Origin of the sequence: Agrobacterium sp. Ap1 (assembly GCF_017313375.1) — a bacterium.
Classification (GTDB): Bacteria; Pseudomonadota; Alphaproteobacteria; order Rhizobiales; family Rhizobiaceae; genus Neorhizobium; species Neorhizobium cellulosilyticum.
The window spans coordinates 535,459-554,857 of the sequence record NZ_JAFLMY010000002.1; the positions used below are offsets into that span (position 1 = coordinate 535,459).

22 protein-coding genes are annotated in these 19,399 nt (G+C 60.2%); 14 read left to right on the forward strand and 8 right to left on the reverse strand.

What is annotated here, in order from left to right; translation table 11 throughout:
- Positions 1–13: 13 nt before the first annotated feature.
- Positions 14–484 carry a redox-sensitive transcriptional activator SoxR gene (gene soxR / locus JZX87_RS05985; RefSeq protein WP_206824500.1) on the reverse strand — a complete coding sequence of 157 codons (471 nt, stop codon included), beginning with the start codon at positions 482–484 and terminating at the stop codon, positions 14–16.
- 99 nt (positions 485–583) lie between these two features.
- On the opposite strand from soxR, the gene JZX87_RS05990 reads away from it, so the two are divergent.
- Positions 584–2,032 carry an MFS transporter gene (locus JZX87_RS05990; RefSeq protein ID WP_206824503.1) on the forward strand — a complete coding sequence of 483 codons (1,449 nt, stop codon included), beginning with the start codon at positions 584–586 and terminating at the stop codon, positions 2,030–2,032.
- A gap of 3 nt (positions 2,033–2,035) precedes the next feature.
- On the opposite strand, the gene JZX87_RS05995 is transcribed toward JZX87_RS05990, so the two are convergent.
- Positions 2,036–3,430: an aminotransferase-like domain-containing protein gene (locus JZX87_RS05995; RefSeq protein ID WP_206824505.1), complete on the reverse strand. Its 1,395-nt coding sequence runs from the start codon at positions 3,428–3,430 to the stop codon at positions 2,036–2,038.
- Positions 3,431–3,636: 206 nt separating this feature from the next.
- Between JZX87_RS05995 and JZX87_RS06000 the strand changes: the two genes are divergently transcribed.
- Positions 3,637–4,512, forward strand: coding sequence for a DMT family transporter (locus JZX87_RS06000; protein WP_206824507.1), 876 nt, complete (start codon positions 3,637–3,639; stop codon positions 4,510–4,512).
- A gap of 152 nt (positions 4,513–4,664) precedes the next feature.
- Here JZX87_RS06000 and JZX87_RS06005 read toward each other — a convergent pair whose 3' ends face one another.
- Genes JZX87_RS06005 through JZX87_RS06015 form a run of 3 tightly spaced genes read right to left on the reverse strand, consistent with a single transcriptional unit; the run spans position 4,665 to position 7,607 of the window.
- Positions 4,665–5,672 (reverse strand): TRAP transporter substrate-binding protein, encoded by a 1,008-nt coding sequence (locus JZX87_RS06005; protein WP_148143889.1) that lies wholly within the window; start codon positions 5,670–5,672, stop codon positions 4,665–4,667.
- Between the two features lie 37 nt (positions 5,673–5,709).
- Positions 5,710–6,978, reverse strand: a complete 1,269-nt coding sequence (locus tag JZX87_RS06010; protein WP_206824510.1) for a TRAP transporter large permease — start codon at positions 6,976–6,978, stop codon at positions 5,710–5,712.
- Entirely contained in the window at positions 6,978–7,607 is a 630-nt protein-coding gene (locus JZX87_RS06015) for a TRAP transporter small permease (protein WP_206824515.1), read from the reverse strand. Before JZX87_RS06015 ends, JZX87_RS06010 begins: the two co-directional genes overlap by 1 nt.
- A 92-nt stretch (positions 7,608–7,699) precedes the next feature.
- Here JZX87_RS06015 and JZX87_RS06020 point away from each other — a divergent pair, with 92 nt between their 5' ends.
- The 10 genes from JZX87_RS06020 to JZX87_RS06065 all read left to right on the forward strand — a co-directional run bounded on the left by JZX87_RS06020 (position 7,700) and on the right by JZX87_RS06065 (position 14,768).
- Entirely contained in the window at positions 7,700–8,359 is a 660-nt protein-coding gene (locus JZX87_RS06020) for a GntR family transcriptional regulator (RefSeq protein ID WP_206824516.1), read from the forward strand.
- A gap of 498 nt (positions 8,360–8,857) precedes the next feature.
- Positions 8,858–9,067, forward strand: a complete 210-nt coding sequence (locus JZX87_RS06025; RefSeq protein WP_148143885.1) for a cold-shock protein — start codon at positions 8,858–8,860, stop codon at positions 9,065–9,067.
- Between the two features lie 225 nt (positions 9,068–9,292).
- Entirely contained in the window at positions 9,293–9,496 is a 204-nt protein-coding gene (locus JZX87_RS06030; protein ID WP_148143884.1) for a hypothetical protein, read from the forward strand.
- 76 nt (positions 9,497–9,572) lie between these two features.
- Positions 9,573–9,887, forward strand: coding sequence for a hypothetical protein (locus JZX87_RS06035; protein ID WP_148143883.1), 315 nt, complete (start codon positions 9,573–9,575; stop codon positions 9,885–9,887).
- Positions 9,884–10,261, forward strand: a complete 378-nt coding sequence (locus JZX87_RS06040; protein ID WP_206824517.1) for a YkgJ family cysteine cluster protein — start codon at positions 9,884–9,886, stop codon at positions 10,259–10,261. Before JZX87_RS06035 ends, JZX87_RS06040 begins: the two co-directional genes overlap by 4 nt.
- Before the next feature lie 286 nt (positions 10,262–10,547).
- A complete protein-coding gene (locus tag JZX87_RS06045) occupies positions 10,548–11,060 on the forward strand; it encodes a GNAT family N-acetyltransferase (RefSeq protein WP_286194175.1) in 513 nt (170 codons plus the stop codon).
- Between the two features lie 300 nt (positions 11,061–11,360).
- Positions 11,361–11,570, forward strand: coding sequence for a hypothetical protein (locus JZX87_RS06050; protein ID WP_183822656.1), 210 nt, complete (start codon positions 11,361–11,363; stop codon positions 11,568–11,570).
- 375 nt (positions 11,571–11,945) lie between these two features.
- Positions 11,946–12,980 carry an ABC transporter substrate-binding protein gene (locus JZX87_RS06055; protein ID WP_206824523.1) on the forward strand — a complete coding sequence of 345 codons (1,035 nt, stop codon included), beginning with the start codon at positions 11,946–11,948 and terminating at the stop codon, positions 12,978–12,980.
- Between the two features lie 184 nt (positions 12,981–13,164).
- Positions 13,165–13,953: an ABC transporter ATP-binding protein gene (locus JZX87_RS06060; protein ID WP_206824524.1), complete on the forward strand. Its 789-nt coding sequence runs from the start codon at positions 13,165–13,167 to the stop codon at positions 13,951–13,953.
- Positions 13,950–14,768, forward strand: a complete 819-nt coding sequence (locus JZX87_RS06065) for an ABC transporter permease (RefSeq protein WP_206824525.1) — start codon at positions 13,950–13,952, stop codon at positions 14,766–14,768. Before JZX87_RS06060 ends, JZX87_RS06065 begins: the two co-directional genes overlap by 4 nt.
- 57 nt (positions 14,769–14,825) lie before the next feature.
- Here the strand turns inward: JZX87_RS06065 and JZX87_RS06070 are convergent, their stop codons facing one another.
- From JZX87_RS06070 to JZX87_RS06080, 3 genes are all read right to left on the reverse strand, one after another.
- The gene (locus tag JZX87_RS06070) at positions 14,826–15,833 is read right to left on the reverse strand and encodes an aldo/keto reductase (protein ID WP_206824526.1); all 1,008 of its coding nucleotides are present in this window, start codon (positions 15,831–15,833) and stop codon (positions 14,826–14,828) included.
- Between the two features lie 26 nt (positions 15,834–15,859).
- A complete protein-coding gene (locus JZX87_RS06075; protein ID WP_206824527.1) occupies positions 15,860–16,165 on the reverse strand; it encodes a putative quinol monooxygenase in 306 nt (101 codons plus the stop codon).
- A gap of 169 nt (positions 16,166–16,334) precedes the next feature.
- The gene (locus JZX87_RS06080; protein ID WP_206824528.1) at positions 16,335–17,132 is read right to left on the reverse strand and encodes a type 1 glutamine amidotransferase domain-containing protein; all 798 of its coding nucleotides are present in this window, start codon (positions 17,130–17,132) and stop codon (positions 16,335–16,337) included.
- Between the two features lie 133 nt (positions 17,133–17,265).
- Here JZX87_RS06080 and JZX87_RS06085 point away from each other — a divergent pair, with 133 nt between their 5' ends.
- Together JZX87_RS06085 and JZX87_RS06090 are read left to right on the forward strand one after the other, a co-directional pair.
- Positions 17,266–18,168, forward strand: a complete 903-nt coding sequence (locus tag JZX87_RS06085) for a LysR family transcriptional regulator (RefSeq protein ID WP_206824529.1) — start codon at positions 17,266–17,268, stop codon at positions 18,166–18,168.
- Between the two features lie 246 nt (positions 18,169–18,414).
- Entirely contained in the window at positions 18,415–19,398 is a 984-nt protein-coding gene (locus JZX87_RS06090) for a GGDEF domain-containing protein (protein WP_502711297.1), read from the forward strand.
- Position 19,399: the final 1 nt, after the last annotated feature.

Genomic DNA, 19,399 nt, shown 5'->3' on the forward strand with positions numbered 1-19,399 from the left:
GGCCGCATGCAAATCAGGAGTCGACCCTGCCCGAAAGCAGGATTGGGCCACTTCCGCCGATAGCCAACTGGTCGCCAGGATTGCGCAAGGGGCAGGCCTTCAGCGACAGGCAGCCGCAGCCGATACAGCCGGTCAACTCGTCGCGCAGCCGCGTCAGCGCCTCGATCCGGGCATCCAGCTCGGACTTCCAGCGGGCAGATAGCCGTGCCCAGTCCTTTGCGTTCGGCGTGCGCTTTTGCGGCAGGGTTTTCAGCGCTTCGGCAATCTCCTTCAACGGCACGCCGGCCCGTTGCGCCACCCGGATCACCGCGATGCGTCGCAGAACGTCGCGGCTGTAGCGCCGGTGGTTGCCGCCATTGCGCCAGCTTTCGATCAGCCCCTCCGCCTCGTAGAAATGCAGTGTCGAGATCGCCACGCCGGAGCGTTCCGCGACTTCTCCCACACTCAAACCCTGAAGTGCTTTGATCTTTTCCGATTTCGTCATTTTTGCCGTTGACCTCAACCAAGGTTGAGCTTTTACGGTGCCGATCCTGAAGAGGAAAGGCCTGGCTGAAGCAGGCGTGCATGAAAAGGTTTAAGTGGCATGACGGAATTGATCGGGGAGCGGGACGGCCCAATGGGGGATATCAGGCGGGATGGAGCGCCGGCGGAAGACGAAGCCTTGGGTTATGCAAGCCTTTTGAGCGGAGAAAGCGGCCGCATGCTGGCGCTGATCTCCAGCGGCATCGGCCTGCATGCCTTCAACCAGTTCGCCATCGTCGCCGCCATGCCGCTTGCAGCGGCAGAACTTGGCGGGCGTGATTGGTACAGTTGGGTCTACAGCCTCTATTTCATCGGCTCAATCGCCGGCGGCACGGCGGCCGCCTCTATCCGCGACCTGCTCGGCGTGCGGCGGGCTCTTGCCCTCTCGTCTCTCTTCTTTGCCCTCGGCGGGTTGAACGCCTTTGTTGCGCCCGACTTTGGCTGGATCGTCTTCGGGCGTTTGCTGCAGGGCGTCTCCGACGGCCTGATCGTGGCGATCTGCTACAGCCTCATCCCGGCGAATTTTTCATCCTCCCTGATCGCCCGTGTCTTTGCCGTCGAAGCGACCGTCTGGGCGGTAACGGCACTGCTCGGGCCGCTGATCGGCGGGTTGATGACCGAGGCGATCTCCTGGCGGTTCTCCTTCCTCGCGGTCACACCTTTTCTGCTCACCCTGGCGCTGTTCACTTTTCTGACCGAGCCGAAGACCGGTGAGGGCAGGGCGGCAAGTTTCGCGCCCGTCTCCGTCGGGCTCTGCGTTGTCACCGCGCTCATCTTTGCGTTCTCCTCAGCCAGTGGGCAGCCGATTTGGCAAGCCACGCTACTGGTTTTCGGTATTCTGTCGCTGCTCTCGGTCGTCACCCTTGATGGCCGTTTCGGTTCGCCGCTCTTCCCGGTCGGCACCTTCCGCTCCGGCTCGGTGCTCGGCCGCGCCTTCGCGATGCTGTTTCTGATGTCGGCCGGGCATTCGGCCGGCAGCACCTATCTGGCGCTTCTCGTCAGCGAGGTTTTCCATCTCGGCCCGGCAGTCGTCGGTTATATCGTCGTCACCATGGCGCTGGTCTGGAGCGTCGTCGCGATGTTCGCCAGCCGTTACGAGGCCTTCGCATGGCGGCATGCGACCATGTGGCTTGGGCCACTCTTCCATCTCTCCGGTTTTATCGCGCTGGCAATCGCCATCTGCCTGCAATCACTGCCGCTGGTAATCTTCGGCCAGATCCTGATCGGCATCGGCTTCGGCCTCGCCTGGGCCAATGTCAACGAAGCGGCGATGTCTGCGGCCGAAGGAGCGGAGCGTGATCGCGCCAGTGCGCTTCTGCCCACCATGTCGACGGCAGGTTATGCAGTCGGCGCCGCACTCTCCGGCACGATCGCCACAGCAACCGGCCTGACGGCAAGCCTTGCAACGGGAACCGCCGGCGACACAGCCGCATGGCTTTATGGCACAGCCGCCCTCGGCGCACTGGTGAGCTTCATCCTCGGCTTTGGCGTGAAGCTCAAGGCGAGCTGATCGTCAGGTCTTCAAGGCTGCTTTCAGCGTCTCGAAAATACGCGGATCGAGCGTCTGCGAGACGTTGAAACGCATGCAGTTTCTGGCCGATTGCGACAGGCTGAAGGCATTGCCGGGCGCAAGCACGATCTGCTTCTGCAGGCAGGCGCGCGCCACCTCGGCGGCATCGGTCTCTCCGGGAAGCCCGCACCATAAAAACATGCCGGATTGCGGCTGCAGCACCGGCTCGATGCCGATTGCCGCGAGCCTTCCCGTCACCTCCGCCATCGCCTTGGAAAGCCGTGCCCTCAGCACATCGAGATGCTTGCGATATCCGCCATCCGAAAGCGCTGCATGAACGACTTCTTCCGTCATCCGCCCACCGGCAAAGGATGTCGCGATCTTCAGGTCCGTCAGCCCCTCGATCCAGTCCGGCCGTGCCGCGATAAAGCCGCAGCGCGCCGCAGCCGACAGCGTTTTCGAAAAACTGCCGATATGGATCACCCGCTCCAGCCCGTCGAATGCCGCAAGCCGCGGTGCCGCAACCGTCTCGAAATCGGCAAAGATATCGTCTTCCACAATCGTCAGATCGAACTCCTCGGCGATCTTCAGCACCCGATGCGCCGTGACCGGCGAAAGTACCGCCCCGGTCGGGTTGTGGATCGCCGAATTGGTGATGTAGAGCCGCGGCCGATGTTCCGAAACCGTCGCCGCGAAGGCCGCAAGGTCCGGCCCGTTTGCCGTATAGGGCACGCCGACGATCTTTGCCCGGTGCGCCCGCAGAAGGGCATGGAAATTGAAATAGCAGGGATCGTCGACCAGTACGGTATCGCCCGGTTCGATCAGGAAGCGGCAGAGAAGATCGATCGCCTGCGTGCCGGACTCCGTCAGCATGATCTGCTCCGGCGAAGCCTCGATGCCGCGATCTCCCATCCGCCGCGAGATCAGCCGCCGCAGGGGAGAAAGCCCCAAGGGCGTGCCGTAATCCGCAAGCGATGAAGGTTCCGCGCGGGAAAGTGTTCTGAGCGACTTGCGCATCGCCTCTTCCGGAAGCCATGACGGCGGCAGCCAGCCGCAGCCGGGTTTCAGACTGTCTTCGCTGCTTTCCAGCGATTGCCGCGAAATCCAGAACGGATCGACCGCCCGATCCAGTTTCGGCCCGGCCTCGGCAGGTGAAAAGGGTGCTGCCTGGTTGGCGACATAAAATCCCGATCCCGGCCGCGAAACGATCGCGCCTTCCGCGACCAGCCGCTCATAGGCATCGACGACCGTAGAGGTGGAAACCGAAAGCGTGCCCGAAAGCGACCGCACTGACGGCAGCTTTGCCCCGGGCGTCAGTGTCCGTCCGCTTATTCTCTGGCGAACGAAACGCATCACCATCTCGGCCTTGGTTGCCGCCGATCCTGTCGTCAGATCCATGCTTTTGCCTCATCCGTACTGGTGATTGAACCATAACAGTTTTGGGTAATTGTATCAGACTGTTTCTGGTGAAGCCATGGTTTCGGGAGGATAAGGATGATGCGTCTTGCCTCCTACTCCCAGCATGCGGGGAGTAGGACGGATGCCGCACCATCGCAATGAACTAGATATCGGCACCCCAGTCGATCGAAATACTGGAGAATGACATGGATCGCGGTCTGTCGGGTTGGATCAACGGTTTTATCGGCGTGCTGATCTTTTCCGGCTCGCTGCCGGCCACGAGGCTTGCTGTGATCGGTTTCGATCCGCTGTTCCTGACTGTCGCCCGCGGCACGATCGCCGGGCTCCTGTCGCTTCTCCTGCTTCTCGCCTTCCGGCAAAAACGGCCGCAAAGCAGCGAGATCGTCTCGCTCGTCATCGTCGCACTCGGTTGCGTCGTCGGTTTTCCGCTGCTCACCGCACTGGCGTTGCAGCATATCTCCTCGGCCCATTCGGTCGTCTTCATCGGGCTCCTGCCGCTTGCAACCGCGATCTTCGGGGTCATCCGCGGCGGTGAACGGCCAAAGCCTGCCTTCTGGATTTTCGCCATCCTCGGCAGCCTTCTCGTCACCGGTTTTGCTCTGGCGCAGGGCGGAACGGTAGCCTCGATCGGCCTCTCCTTCGGCGACTGGCTGATGCTGGCGGCGATCATCGTCTGCGGCCTCGGTTATGCCGAAGGCGCAGCCTTGTCGAAGCGGCTGGGCGGCTGGCAGGTCATCTGCTGGGCGCTGGTCATTTCTCTACCGGTCATGTTGGTCGGCGCGCTTGCGCTGATGCCGGAGACATTCGCAGGCGTCGGTGGCCCGGCCTATGCGGGTCTGGCCTATGTCTCGCTCTTCTCGATGCTGATCGGCTTCATCTTCTGGTATCGCGGCCTCTCGCAGGGCGGCACCGCGACAGTCGGCCAGCTGCAGCTCATCCAGCCGTTTTTCGGTCTGGCACTGGCAGCACTCCTGCTCGGCGAAACGGTAACCTCCTCCATGTTCATCGTCACCCTCGGCGTCATCCTCTGCGTCGCCGCGGCGAAGAGGTTTGCGCGGTAGGTAAGGGAGGGCGAGGGCGTGGCGTCTGGCTGATCTCCTCTTGTGAGGGAAATCACCGGGAGGAATCGCCGACGACAGTAAGAAAAACGGCGCGCCCCCACCGGAGACGCGCCGCATAAAAACCCTTGGCAGGCTTCCTCGAAAACCAGTCCTTACAGGGTCGCGCCCAGCTTGCGCAGGTCGGCCAGGATCGGGGCCTTCGGCAGCCAGATCTTGTCGTATTCGGCAATCACCTTGCCCGCATCGGCGACCTGTACATCCTTGACCGCGATGACCTTGCCGAACTCGTCGAGCAGTTTTGCTTCGTTGGCGACGGTCGCATCGATCTGGGCGTCGAGCGCTTCCTTGGTCAGCTTTGTGATCAGCTCGCGGTCGGCAGCCGGCACATCCTTCCAGACGCGGCCCGAGGCGAGCGCGACGCAGGGCATGAAGATCGCGTTCATCTTCAGCATCGTCTTCGAAACCTTGTCGAACCGCTGGTTCCACGAGAAGTCGAGATCGGCCTCGAGCCCGTCCACCTGGCCGTTCGACATCGCATCGAACACCTGCGGCGTCGGGATCGGGGTCGGGGCGGTGCCGAGCAACTGGTAGAAATCGCGATAGGCCGGCGTCGTGTTGATGCGGAGCTTCATGCCGTTCAGGTCGTTGATGCCACCGATCTCCTTGGCGGTGAAGACGACGCGCATCGTGGTGATGCCCCAGGCGAGACCCAGCGTGCCGGTTTCCTTCGGCAGCACGTCGAGCATCTTCATCGCCAGCGGATCGCGCACCAGCTTCGCCACCTTTGCGGTGGAATCGACGACGTAAGGCGCGTTGATTGCCGCGATCGAGGGAATGCGCGAGCCGAGTTCGGCGGTCATGATCCAGCCGAAATCGAGCGAACCGGCCTGCATCTGCTGCATCATCACGGCTTCGGTGCCGAGCTGGTTGGCCGGGAAGACGGCGAGGTCGAGACGGCCCTTGGTCTCGGCCTTCAGCATTTCGCCGACCTTCAGCGCCGCATTGTTCCACGGGTGGCCGGGCGGCGTGGTGATGCCGAGACGGAAGGTTTTGGCCTCCTGTGCCCTGAGCACGTTCGGCATCGAGAGCGTGCCGGCGGCAACGGCGCCGGCTGCCGCCATCGTCGAGTTGCGGAGGAATGATCTGCGGGAAATTGTCATGGTCTAATCCTCTGGAGTTTTATTGTTGTGGTTGCGGTTACTTGACGAAGAAGGTCGACAGGATCGGGAAGATCGAAAGCAGCACGAGCAGCACGCAGGAGGCGAAGAAGAAGGGCAGGGTGACGATGAACATCTTGCCCGGTTTCGCCCCCGTCACCGCCGAGGCGACGAAGAAGCACAGGCCCACCGGCGGCGACAGGAAGCCGAGCACCAGGTTGACGGTGACGACGACGCCGAAATGGATCGGGTCGATGCCATAGACCTCGGTCGCGATCGGAAGCAGGATCGGTACCGTCATGATCAGCCCCGGCGCGCCATCGATGACTGTGCCGATGACGAGCAGGATGACGTTGACGAGAAGCATGAAGGTGATCGGGTCCGACGCGATCGTCTGCACCCAGGCGGCGACATTCTGCGGCACCATGCCGTAGACCAGAACCCAGGAGAAGACGGCCGCGGCCGCGACCAAGAGGAGCACGACGGCGGAATAGATGCCGGCCTTCAAGAGCATCAGCGGCAGGTCGGAGAATTTCAGGTCGCCGATCCAGTAGCGCCCGACGAGAACCGCCGCGACGACGCCGACGGCGGCCGCTTCCGTCGCATTGGCAATGCCCGCCATGATCGAGCCGACGATGATGATCGGGATCGAGAGGGTAGGAAGCGCACCGAGCACAATGCGCACACGCTGTTTCAACGTCATCACGTCGCCGCGGGGATAATCGTAACAGAACCAGCCCATGCCGGCGATGACGACGCAGAAGATCGCTGTCAGAAGAATACCGGGCAGCATGCCGGCCGTCAGCATGTCGCTCACCGGCACCTGCGCCAGCACCGAATAGACGACGAACATGATCGATGGCGGAATGATCGGCCCGAGCATGCCGGCATAGGCGGTGAGGCCGGCTGCAAAGGTCTTGTCATAGCCCTTCTTTTCCATCTCTGGCACCATCATCTGCGCCATGATGGCGACCTGCGCGGTGGCCGAGCCGAGGATCGAGGAGACGAACATGTTGGCGAGCAAGTTCACATAGGCGAGCCCGCCCTTCATCGAGCCGACAAAGGCCATCGTCATGTTGATGACGCGGCGGGTAATGCCGCCGCCATTCATCACCTCGCCTATCAGCACAAAAAGGGGGATGGAGATCAGGCCGTAATTGTCGACCCCGCCGAAAAGCTGCACCGGAAAGCTGGCAAACAGCAGCGTATTGCCGGTCGCCCAGATATAGACGGCCGCCGCCATGCACAGGCAAAGTCCGATCGGCACGCCGACCAGCATGAAGAAGGTGAAGAAAGCGGTGGTGACCATCAGTTGACCCCTTCCGCATTGGCGAATGCAAGCCGCTGTCTCTTGGGAGCGAACTTCATCTCTTCAAGCAGATTGGCGGCGGTATGGATCGTCATGGTGACGGCAAACAGCGGCACGACGAGGCTGATCGCCCAGACCGGCCAGTTCAGCGTCTGGGTGTATTCGGTATAGAGGAAGTTGAAGCTCTCCCCGGCATATTCCTTGGCGTCGAATCCTGCGGCGGCGATGCCGATCGGGTCCATCCAGTTCCAGCACATCACGCCGAGACCGATGGAAAACAGCATGGCAAGCAAGGTCGCGAAGGCCTGCAGGCGCTCGGCATTCTTTTTCTGCAACTTGTCGCTGATCAGCGTCACGGCGAAATCGAGCCGCAGGCGAGTAAGCGCCGAACCGCCGATGAAGGTGAGCCAGACCATGGCGTAAACTGCCGCCTCATCCACCCAATAGAGCGGCATGCCGCCATAACGGGTGACGACATTGAGCAGGATGAGGAAAAGCACGAGTGCCATGAAAAATCCGACGAGGAGCTTTTCCACGGCAAGCACGCCTTCCGACAGTCCGATGATTGCGCGTGCGGCAAGGGGAGGCGAACCGGGCGGCAGCCCGTTCTCCGTCAAGGCAGTCGTCATTATTTCAGTTCCCTCTTTGTTGGGTATAATGTAGATTTTATACATTTCGAGAGTCAACTGGCTTTTCGACGGAAATGGTGTAGCGGGGTTGCATGGCCTTAAAACTGAAACACAAGACGCTTTCGGGCGCCCTCATCACCGAAATCCGCCAGGCGATCCTGTCGGGAAAATATGCCGGCGGCACGCAGCTCAGGCAGGATGCATTGGCGGAAACCTATGGCGTCAGCCGCATTCCCGTGCGCGAGGTATTGTTCCAGCTGGAAGCGGAAGGGCTGGTGAAAATCCTGCCGCAGAAGGGCGCTATCGTCTCGGAACTGTCGCGTGCCGAAATCGACGACGTGTTCGACTTGAGGATCATGCTGGAGCCGCGCCTGCTTCTGGCTTCCGCTCCGGCGCTGAACGAGAAGGATCTGGCCGAACTCGATGAGCATCAGGCAAATTACGTCAAGGCGATCGCCTCGGGCGAGCGGGATGATTACGGGAGGCTCAACGCCGACCTGCATATGGCCATGTATCATCGCGCCGACATGCCAAGAAGTCAGCAGATCGTTGCCTCGCTTCTGCAGACCAGCGACCGCTATACCCGCCTGCAGCTGTCCAACGAGGCCGCAATGGAAAAGGCGATGTTCGAACATGCCGAACTGATCGGCTTGATCCGCGCCCACCGTTTCGAAAAGGCCGGTGATCTGCTCGCCACCCATATCGGCTCCGTCCGCGAAGACCTGATCAAGGTCGTCGAGGGCAGGGGATAAGAAAAGTCGGGAATTTAAAGCGTGTCTCCCGAAAGTGGTCACCGGTTTCGGGATGAAGACATGCGCAAAAACAAAAAGCGAAAGTACGGCAAGCGAGTCTGAACGATCGCGAAGTGCTTTAGCGGACGGCCAGCGTGATCTCGCGGCAACGACGTGACGTCAATCTATCGCCCGACCCCGTTCTAAAGTTAACGGCAGTCGCGTCCGGTGGGGCTTGTGGCAGAACGGGACCGATAAGTCCAATCGTAAAGCTATCGGTCGTGCCTGGCTAGCCGATTGCGCCCGGTTACGGTCATCAACTTCGGCTGCGCGAAGACTGGAGTTTGACTTTGGGCGTTCGGTGTACTATCTGAGGTATATCGATATTTTTCTTGCCGAGATTTGGTTACTGCGCGAGTGGCACCGCGTATTGAACGACACTCCCTTTAAAGCATCGTTATCATCATCCGCGGCGCTTTTGCGCAGCGGTCCCTCTATGTTGCTATGAAAGGGTTCATCATGACCACTGGCACAGTTAAATGGTTCAATTCCACCAAGGGCTTCGGCTTCATCCAGCCTGACAACGGCGAAGCTGACGCATTCGTCCATATCTCCGCTGTCGAGCGTTCGGGTATGCGTGAACTCGTAGAAGGCCAGAAGGTCTCCTTCGATCTGGAGCGCGACCGCAAGTCTGGCAAGATGTCGGCCTGCAACCTTCAGGCTGTCTGAATTGGTATCCGCTTTCGTGTGACCACGGATGTACTGGCACTGTCGAAAGCATGGGACCACAGGAGGTCAGGCAGCCGCCTGGCCTTTTTTTATTGCCGTTGAAGAGCGGATCACGCTGTCGATGGTGCTCAAATGGCGCTGTAGCAGTTTCAGGTCTGCACATCCTGCTTTGCGAAAGTCCGGACTTCTGATCGAAGCGCCGGCGCGCACAAACCGAGGAAGACAATGACCGAGCAACACAGCAAAGCGCGACAGGTTGCCGAAAAGGCATTCGACAAGACACAGGCTTCAAGTGCTGCCGGCGACCGTGCCCGCGATGAGCTCGATGCCGTTACTAAGGCGCGTCAGGAAAAGACGTCCCGGTTGCGCGAAGCGCGTCTCGCCATGGAGGCGCAAAACGCGGCCGATGTGTCCGTCAGGAAAACCTGAGCGATTTCGAAACGGACCTGCTTGAAAGCGGCAGTGAGCGGCATTGACGCCTGTTGCGAAGAGAAAGAACAAAGACATGAACAGCACGACAACTGCTGCGCTGACCATTGAATTGACGCCAACCCAGATCAGGGGATTGAAGCTCGCAAAACTCGGCGACCTCCACCCCCAGGACGGGAACCGCTGGACCCATCTTGGCGCCACCGAGACCTACGCAAAATCCGATCGCTTCAAGGAGCGGCCGCTGAAGGTGAAGTTCGCGACGACCGCCACTCTCGAACAGCTTACGGGCTACGGCCTTCTCAAAGGGCTTGACCCCGATGCCGAGGCCGGCGAAACCCCACATGGAATAACCATGGCGGGCAAGATGTGGCTGCTGAAGCACAAATGACGACAGGCGGCGCCTCATCAGGGCGCGTGGGGTGGGATTTTGATCACGCCCTTGGCGATGATCTGTCTTCAGGCGATCAGGGCGCTGCTGACCTTCCGGATTGCCAGGCCTGTGGTGCCTGCTGTTCCTATTCGTCCGAATGGCCGCGCTTCACCACGGAAACCGATGAAGCTCTCGACTTGGTTCCGCCGCAGTTCGTTGCTGCGGACCAGCGAGGCATGCGGTGTGAGGATCAGCGATGTTCGGCGCTGTCCGGCCGTGTCGGTGAGAGTACCTCATGTCTGGTCTACGAGGTTCGTCCCGACGTATGCCGCGCTTGCGCCCCCGGAGATCCCGAATGCAGGACCGCCCGCTGGGCTTTCGGTCTGAAATAGGCGCAGTCTGGTTGGTCAGGGGCAGTTGATCAGAGAGCCAGCGGTCGAGTGCCTTGACGAGCGCCGCGCTCCTCACGCTTCCCGATATGCCCACCCGGTTCAGGCGTTTCTTGATCCGCCAGTCGCTGACCTTGAAAAATCCGCCGAAGAAGAACAGTGCCACGGACCCGATGACACGGGCGTCCGAAGACGCTTCAACGTGGCGCGGATATCGAGCGTCTTGCCTTAAGTCGCCCGTAACGGATAGCTGCCAATGGTATGGGAAATATCGTCCAGAGGCTGTTCTATGTCCATTTCGCAAGATGATCCGAACAGGGCCGCGGCCCGCATCCGCCTCTTGCAGGAACATGATGCAGCGTTGCCGCGGCTGGCGGTATTGATGGAGGAGATGCAGGCTCACTATGAGGTGCCGTGTCCTGCGCGCGCGGAAATCATTGCCGGGCTGCAGGCGAGGCCGCAAGGGGCAGAAATTCTCGTTGCCGAGCAGGAAGAAAGCGTGATTGCCTTATGTGCATTTAGTGCGATCTATCCGGGGCCGGGCTTGAACCCAGGCATTTTCCTCAAGGAGTTGTATGTCGGCAGAACGTCTCGCGGTCTCGGCGTCGGGCGTTCCCTGATGCGGGAACTCGCCGCCTTGGCCGGCCGGCGGGGGTTGTCGAGGATAGACTGGACCGCCGACGCGCAGGACGACAGGCTTCTTGCATTTTATGATGAGATAGGCGGCGTCGCAAAACCGGAAAAACTGTTCTACCGGCTGGATGGCGAGGCGCTGGCAAGGCTCGGCGACGAGGCGTCCTGAAAACGCGTGGCGGGGCCTGAGGTTTCAGGTCTCAAGCCGCTTCCCGTCCCGCATTGACCTATATTCCCCCTGCAAGGCGGCGATTCCGCCATTCGCGTATTCCTTCGCGCGGGTTGATCGTCTCCATCGCCCGAATGCGCTTAATCCGGGCTTTAACGATAGGGCGTTGCTGTGCCTCGAACGGGCGGTGCGGGTGGATAAACGGTGCTTCGATGATTCGAAGCAATATCCCTCATATGGGGTATGCCCTGTCTGCAATATAAGGTATGGTTAACTTCCGGTTAACTCTTGGAGTGGCGCATGGAAAAGCTTTTTCGTCACCTTCAGCTGCCTTGCGGTTTCCTGAAGATGCTGCTCGCGTCTGCTTTTGTTGCTTGCGCTAGTCTGATTTCAGGCGATGGGGCGTGGTGGGCTGCCGGCTTTGGTGTCGCCTCTCTCGTCTTCATGCAGGTCGGCTACTTCGGTGCCGTCGTCGCCCTGTCCTTCGCGGAAAAAAGCCGTAGAAGATAATTTCCGGCTTCAAAACAGAGACCATACGAGTGCAAACAGGCCTGTAAGCCAAGCTATGGTCAAAACCGCGACGCAGACCAGAAACAGCTTTATGCGCATTCTTCGTCCTCCAGTTGGAGAAAATAGGCCAAATGCCCGGCTCGGCAAATCTATTTTAGAATCCGCTTTTATTCTTTTCCGTCACAGTTAATCGACCGCTGATGATAGGGCGTGTTTTCCGCGCCGGGCCGCGGGAACGGCTGGCTTAAAGCCAATGCCTCCAGAATTGTGATTTGAAAATAAGCACGCGAAATATTGATGATAAAATGTGCAGAGATACTTGCGCGGTTGGCGATTTGTCGTTTTCTATGGGTCAATAACAACCAGCAGGGGAACATGATGCTGACTCGTAGATATCTGACTAAATTGGCCGCCCTGGCCACGGTGGCCTTGGGCACCGGCTTCTCCGGCGCGGCCTTTGCCGAAACCAATATCAAGTTCACGCTCGACTGGAAATTCGAAGGCCCGGCCGCCGGCTTCCTGCTTGCCGTGGACAAGGGATATTTCAAGCAAGAGGGTCTGAACGTCACGATCGACACCGGCAATGGCTCGGTGGAGGCGATCCCGCGCGTCGCGACCGGCACCTACCAGATGGGTTTCGGCGACATCAACTCGCTGATCAAGTTCCTCGACGAGGATCCGTCGCAGAAAGTCAAGGCGGCGATGATGATCTACGAGCGCCCGACCTTTGCGGTCGTCGGCCGCAAGTCGCTCGGCATCACCACCGATCCGAAGTCGCTGGAAGGCAAGAAGCTCGGCGCTCCGCCGCCGGATGGCGCATTCGCCCAGTGGAAGGCTTTCAAGCAGGTGGCCAAGATCGACGACAGCAAGATCACCATCGAGTCGATCGGTTTCCCGGTTCGCGAGCCGATGCTCGCCAAGGGCGATGTCGATGCCGTTTTCGGTTTCGCCTTCTCGGTCATCCTCAACCTGAAGGCTCAGGGCATCGCCGATGACGATATCGCTACCATCCTGATGGCCGAACACGGCTTGAATCTCTATGGCAACTCGGTGCTGGTAAATACCGATTTTGCCAAGGAAAATCCGGAAGCGGTGAAGGGCTTCATGAAGGCGCTGGCCAAGGGCTTTGCCGCTGCTGTCGCCAACCCGAAGGAAGGCGTCGATGCCGTGTTGAAGCGCAACGAGACGCTTAACCCGGATATCGAGATCCAGCGCCTGAACATGGCCAACGCCATGAACATCAAGACGCCTTACGTCGTCGAAAACGGTTTCGGCGGCGTCGACATGGCAAGGCTCTCCGCTTCCATCGACACGCTCAAAATCTCGATGGGCCTCAAGGGCGCTGTCAAGGCCGAGCAGGTCTTCGACGCTAGCTTCCTTCCAGCAAAGGCGGAGCGGATGCTGCCGTAAGGACAGAGGAAAGTCCCCGCCCCAAGCCCCTCCCCACAAGGGGAGGGGCTTAACCCGGCTGCACCCTCTACGCTTGATTTTGCCAGTCGTGGTGCTGCGTGTTCAACCCTCCCTCTTGTGGGGAGGGGGGCCGGCAGGCGGGAGGGGTTTTCGCGACAAGATTGTTCGATCAAGGAAATTCTGATTGGCACACCTCGTTTCCATCGATGATGTCGACATGCGTTATGGCGGCGCGGAAGGCACGCTTGCTGTCTCCGGCCTCACCATGCGCGTCGACAAAGGCGATTTCGCCGCCGTTGTCGGCCCGTCCGGCTGCGGCAAGTCCACGCTGATGAAACTCGTCACCGGCCTGCATATCCCGCAGGTCGGCACGGTCATCGTCGCCGGCCAGCATGTCACGCAGCCCGTCTCGATCGTCGGCATGGCCTTCCAGAACCCCACCATGCTGCCTTGGCGCACGACGCTGGAAAACATCCTCCTGCCGCTCGAAATCGTCGAAAGGCACCGCCACCGTCTGCGCGCCAACAAGAAGGAATACGTGGAGAAAGCCGATCATCTGCTTGAACTCGTTGGCCTCAAGGGGTTTGGCGAAAAATTCCCCTGGCAGCTTTCCGGCGGCATGCAGCAGCGCGCCAACCTGTGTCGGGCGCTGATCCACGAACCTGAACTGCTGATGCTCGACGAACCCTTTGGCGCGCTCGATGCCTTTACCCGCGAGGAGCTGTGGTGCGTCATCCGCGATCTTCATGCGGCACAGGGCGTCACCATCGTGCTCGTCACCCATGACCTGCGCGAAGCGGCCTTTCTCGCCGACAAGATTTTTGTCATGAGCGCGCGGCCTGGCCGTATCCTGAAAGAGCATCACGTGCCCTTCGAGCGGCCGCGCGATCTCGAGATCATGTATGAGACGAGGTTCAACGACCTCGTGCACCAGCTGCACGGCGAGATCGCACAGGCGAGGGCGGTAGCATGACCACCACGACCGAGAATTCCACCGCTCCAGCGATCGGCGCAAAACAGCCCGCTCGCATCAACTGGGTGAAGGCCGCGCCCTGGCTTTTCACGCTTGGGCTGTTTCTCTTCTGGGAACTGTTGGTGCGCGGCCTCGGCACGCCGGTCACCATCCTGCCGGCCCCGAGCCGCATCTTTCAGGCCGTGGTGCAATACTGGTCGCCGCTTCTGAAAAACTCGGCGCAGACGCTGTTCACCACCACGCTCGGTTTCGGCCTGGCGGTGGTCGGGGGACTGGCGATCGGTCTGTTCATCGGCTGGTCGAAGACCATCTATGCCGGGCTTTACCCGATCATGATCGGCTTCAACGCCATCCCCAAGGTCGCCGTCGTGCCGATCCTTGTCATCTGGTTCGGCATCGGCACCATTCCTGCCGTCATCACCGCCTTCCTGATCTCCTTTTTCCCGATCGTCGTGAATGTCGCGACGGGTCTGGCGACGATCGAGCCGGAGACGGAGGATGTGCTCAGGGCGTTGGGGGCAAAGAAGCTCGATATCATGTTGAAGGTCGGTATTCCGCGGTCGATGCCCTATTTCTTCGGCTCGCTGAAAATCGCCATCACGCTTGCCTTCGTCGGCTCGGTCCTGAGTGAAACCGTCGCCTCCAATTACGGCCTCGGCAACATGATGGCCTCGGCCCAGAGCCAGTTCAACGTGCCGCTGGTTTTTGCTGGTCTGCTCGCACTCGCCGTCGAAGGCATCGCCATGTATTCGCTGATGGCGTGGATCGAACGCCGCATGACCGGCTGGGCGCATCGCTCGACCATGGCCAACTGAGAATAAGGAATGCCCCGACGGAGACCTGCCGGGGCATGAACTTCAAGGCTATGCGGCTCAGACCGGCAGCGGTGCCGCGGGGTTCACCAGCTTTTCCGCCCTCAACTCCCGCCAGAAATCGGCCGGTATGGCCTCCTTCAGGGCGGCGCTGTCCTCGGCGATGCGCGAGGGCTGGCTGGCGCCGGGGATGACGGCGGCAACGGCCGGGTTGGCGAGTGAGAACTGCAGGCCGGCGGCCTTCATGCTCACCTGATGGCGGTCGGCAATCGCCTTGATCTTCGCGATCTTCGCAGCCATGTCAGGCTTGATCGGCGCATATTCGAAATTCGGTCCGCCAACCAGAGCGCCCGAGCTGTAAGGCCCGCCGACGACGACACCCAGGCCTCGTTCTGCCACCATCGGCATCACCCGCTGCAAGGCCTTGTCATGGTCGAGCAGCGTGTATCGGCCGGCAAGCAGGAATGCATCGGGCTTCGGTTCGTCCAGTTCGAGCACCAGTTCGATCGGCTCGACCTTGTTGACGCCAAGACCCCAGGCCTTGATCACCCCTTCATCGCGCAGCCGGTCGAGTGCCTTGAACGCGCCGCCTCGCGCCTCTTCGAACTTTTCCAGCCACCGATCGCCCCAAAAGTCCTGGGCGAGGTCGTGCACGAAGGCGATCTCGATATGGTCGGTCTTCAGTCTTTCCAGGCTCTGCTCGATCGAGCGCAACGTGCCGTCATGGCTGTAGTCGTTGACCACCTTGTTCGGCAGACCGTGGCTGAACACGCCGGCCTTTTCGCCCTGCTCGCGGGCGCTGACATCCTCGATCTCGTCGAGAATGTAGCGGCCGACTTTGGTGGAGATCACATACTGGTCGCGCGGCTTGCCCTTGAGCGCCTCGCCCATGCGGATCTCGGCCAGCCCTGCGCCGTAGAAGGGGGCGTTATCGTAATAACGGATGCCGTCGGTCCAGGCGGCTTCCACAGTGGCGCGCGCCTCATCCTCGGGAATATCGCGAAACATGTTGCCGAGTGGGGCTGCGCCGAAACCAAGCCTGCTCGGCAGAATATCCTTGAGTGCCATGGGGTCTATCCTTCTTTTCAGGGGTGTCAGCCGAGATTGACGGGAGTGACCACATAGGCGGACCGCTCGGCCAGGCTGTTGATCTTTGAAGCGTAGTTTTTGAAATGGGGCGTCTCGCGATGCGCTTCAACCGCATCCGCATCGATATAGAGTTCATCGAGGATAAAGCGTTCGGGGTTGGCCCGGTCCTGCCACACATCCCAGCGCAGATTGCCCGGCTCGGAACGGCAGGAAGGTGCGGTGTCGGCAAGCAGCGCCCGCAATTCAGCGGCCTTGCCGGGCAGGGCGGTGAGTATGGCGACGATTTTGGCGTTGTTGGTTTCGGTGCTCATGGCGTGTTCCTTTGGGTGAGCCGTCGCGCGTGTAAAAAGTCCCCTCCCAACCCTCCCCACAAGGGGGAGGGCTTAACCCGGTCGACCTGTCGTGGCTTAATTGGGACAGGCGGCTCGCCCCAGGAAAGCCGGCAGGCCAGAGGGGTATTTCTGCCAAGTATGTTTACTGTCACGCAGCCAGCCTGCGATCCAGTGCCTCGATCAGTGCTGCGGCGATCGGGTGATCCGAACGTGGGTTCTGGCCGGTGATCAGTTCGCGGTCGATGACGACATTCGGTTCGAAATCGATCTTGGTCTTGCTTACATCACCACCTGCCGCCGTCAGCGCCTCGATCATGTTGAAATAGAGTTTGGCGTGCAGAACATAGTCCTCGACGACCTTTTCTTCCGTGTCGGAAAAGACTGTCATCTTGTAGCCCGCATATTGCCAGCCCTTGGCCCATTCGCGCGCCTTGGCCTCATCGCCGGCCACCAGTGCCGAGCGGAATTCGCGGGCATGCTGCATAGCGGCGACAGTCGCTATCGGGCCGTGGCACAGATAGGCGGAAGGCTTGCCCTTTTCGTGGAAATGCCTTGCGATTTCGCCCATGTCGGGATCGATCATCAGGTCGACGACCGGGCCCTGGCCGCCGGGAACGAAGATAGCCGCAAAATTGTCGAGCCCCTGTTCTATTGCGCCGCGCAGCGTCAGGCCGCTGTTCATCGACGTGTCGTTTGCCCAGAAGGCCTTGGCCTTTTCGTAAGCCGCGACATCGCCACCGAAATGCTCTGCACTGTCGGATGCCTCGTCCATATGCGGCTTCGCTCCGTTCGGCGTCGCCAGCACGACCTCGTAACCGGCATTGATCAATGCCAGCATCGGCACCACGGTTTCGTTGAGATATTGACCGGTCGCACCCGTGCGGCCGTCTTTGGTTTCGATCCGGGTCGCATTGGACCCGATGACCAGTACCTTGCCCTTGCTCATCGTCTCTCTCCTTCGAGTTGTGTTGTCCGCTTTGGACAGCCTGACGATGCGCCATCTCGACACATTTCGGAAATTTATTTAATCTATTCCAGACATAATCAAGGCGTTATAACTGAATAGGCGTTGTGTTTGAATGAGATACGACCTCAACCTGCTGCCGGTCTTCGTTGTGCTGATGGAGGAGCGCAATGTAACCCGCGCCGCTGAACGCCTCGGCATCACCCAGCCGGCGCTGTCCAACACGCTCAACCGGTTGCGCGAGACCTTTCGCGATCCGCTTTTCGTACGCGAGCGATATGGCATCCGGCCGACCGAACTCGCAGAAGAGATCGCCCCTGCGATTGTGGAGGCGCTGGCGAAGCTGGATGATGTCATACTCGGCCAGCAGGACTTTGACCCGCTGACTGCCGAGCGGCTGTTCACCATCGCACCCAACGATTATGTGGAATTCGTGCTGGTGCCGGCCATCGTCGAGCGGCTGCGCCAGGTGGCGCCTGGCATCCGGCTGCGGCTCACTCCCTTCGGCAGCGATATCGCCGAGACGGGCGTGATGTCCGGCACGACGGCAATGGTGCTGGGAAGGCTCACCGATCCTCCGGATAATCTCGTCGTCCAGCATCTGATGGAGGATGGACTTGCCTGCGTTGTCCGTGCCGATCATCCCGATATCGGCGACAGCATCTCCAAGGAGCAATATGAGCGGCTGAAACATGTCAACATGCTGCCGCCCGGCCGGTTGCGTGCCGGCCTGTTCCAGTCGCTGGAGCGGCAGGGGTTGAAGCGTGAGGTGGCGGTGTCCGTCACGCATTTCTTCTCCATTCCGGAACTTGTCGCCGTCACTGATTACTGCACCACGCTTCCGGCATTGATCTGTCGGCGTATTGCGCTCGATCCGCGGCTGAAGGTGCTTTCTCCGCCAGTCGATCTCGGCACCTTTCCCGTCCAGATGGCCTGGCATGTCCGCCACCGCAACGACCCGGCGCATCGCTGGCTGCGTGGGTTGATCGGTGACGTTGCCAGGGAGTTGGCGCGCTGAATATCAGCTATGCCTTCATTCGAATTCTGAACACTGCGGATATCTATATCAACGAGAAGCGACATATGTCCGAAAGGGTCGCTGTGTGACTGTCCGGGCTGCCTATCGGAATGGTTATTTGGCGAAAGCAATATGGCCATATCCTGCCCTAGGCAGACCCGCAGAAACTGACGATAATCCAAAAGATTGCAGAGATGAGGGGCTGAACCCGCCATAACCGATCTTTCATAGGTATCGGATATACCGATGCCGACCAGTTACACTATTCCTGAGGGCATGAAGGCCTTGGACGACGACAAAACGATGTTGCAGGCCGTCCGGCTGATGGAAGCCGCTGACGTCTGCGTGGCGCTCTATGACGACCAGGATCGGCTGCGTTATGCCAACCGTGCGTTTCGTGCGGCATGGTTCATCGAAGAAGGTGAACATCCGCTCTGGTCGGAGTTGATGCGTCGAAATTTCCACGCAAGGCGCGGCACCGTCATCAAGGTCGAAAATTTCGAGGCATGGCTGGCGTCCACCATCTCCCGGCGCGGCAAGGCAGGTTTTCGCGCCTTCGAAACGGACCTCCACGATGGCCGCTGGTTGTGGATGACGGAGACGACGCAGGATGATGGCTGGATGCTCTGCGTGGCGAGCGACATCACCTCAATCCGCCCCGACGAGCGTGCCTTGTGGCAGGACCGCGACGACGCGATCAAGGCTTCCCATACCGACGAACTGACCGGTATTCCGAGCCGCCGTTTCGTCATGGCAAAGCTCAACGATCTTCTCGCTATGCGTGACGAGGGTAACGTCAACGGGCTGCATTGGGGGCCCGTAGGCTGTATCGCCGTGCTCGACATCGACAATTTCAAATATATCAACGACCGTTTCGGCCATTCGGTCGGGGATGCGGTGCTGAAGGATTTCGCCGCCACCTTGCAGAGCTACGTCCGCAAGACGGATGTCCTCGGCCGTGTCGGCGGAGAGGAGTTCGTTCTCATCCTTCCCAATACCACTGCGGAAAATGCCGAGGTGATCGTCGGGCGCATGCTTGAGGCAGTCAGGCTGTCTCGGCCTCTGCCGGATCAGGTCAGTTTTCGCTACACGTTCTCCGCCGGCATCGCCTGCGCCGAAAGAAACGAGAAGGCTGACGACCTCTATCGCCGTGCCGACCTCGCGCTCTACGCCGCCAAGATGCGCGGTCGCAACCAGATCAGCCTCGATACGGCGGCGCGAGTGGGGTGAA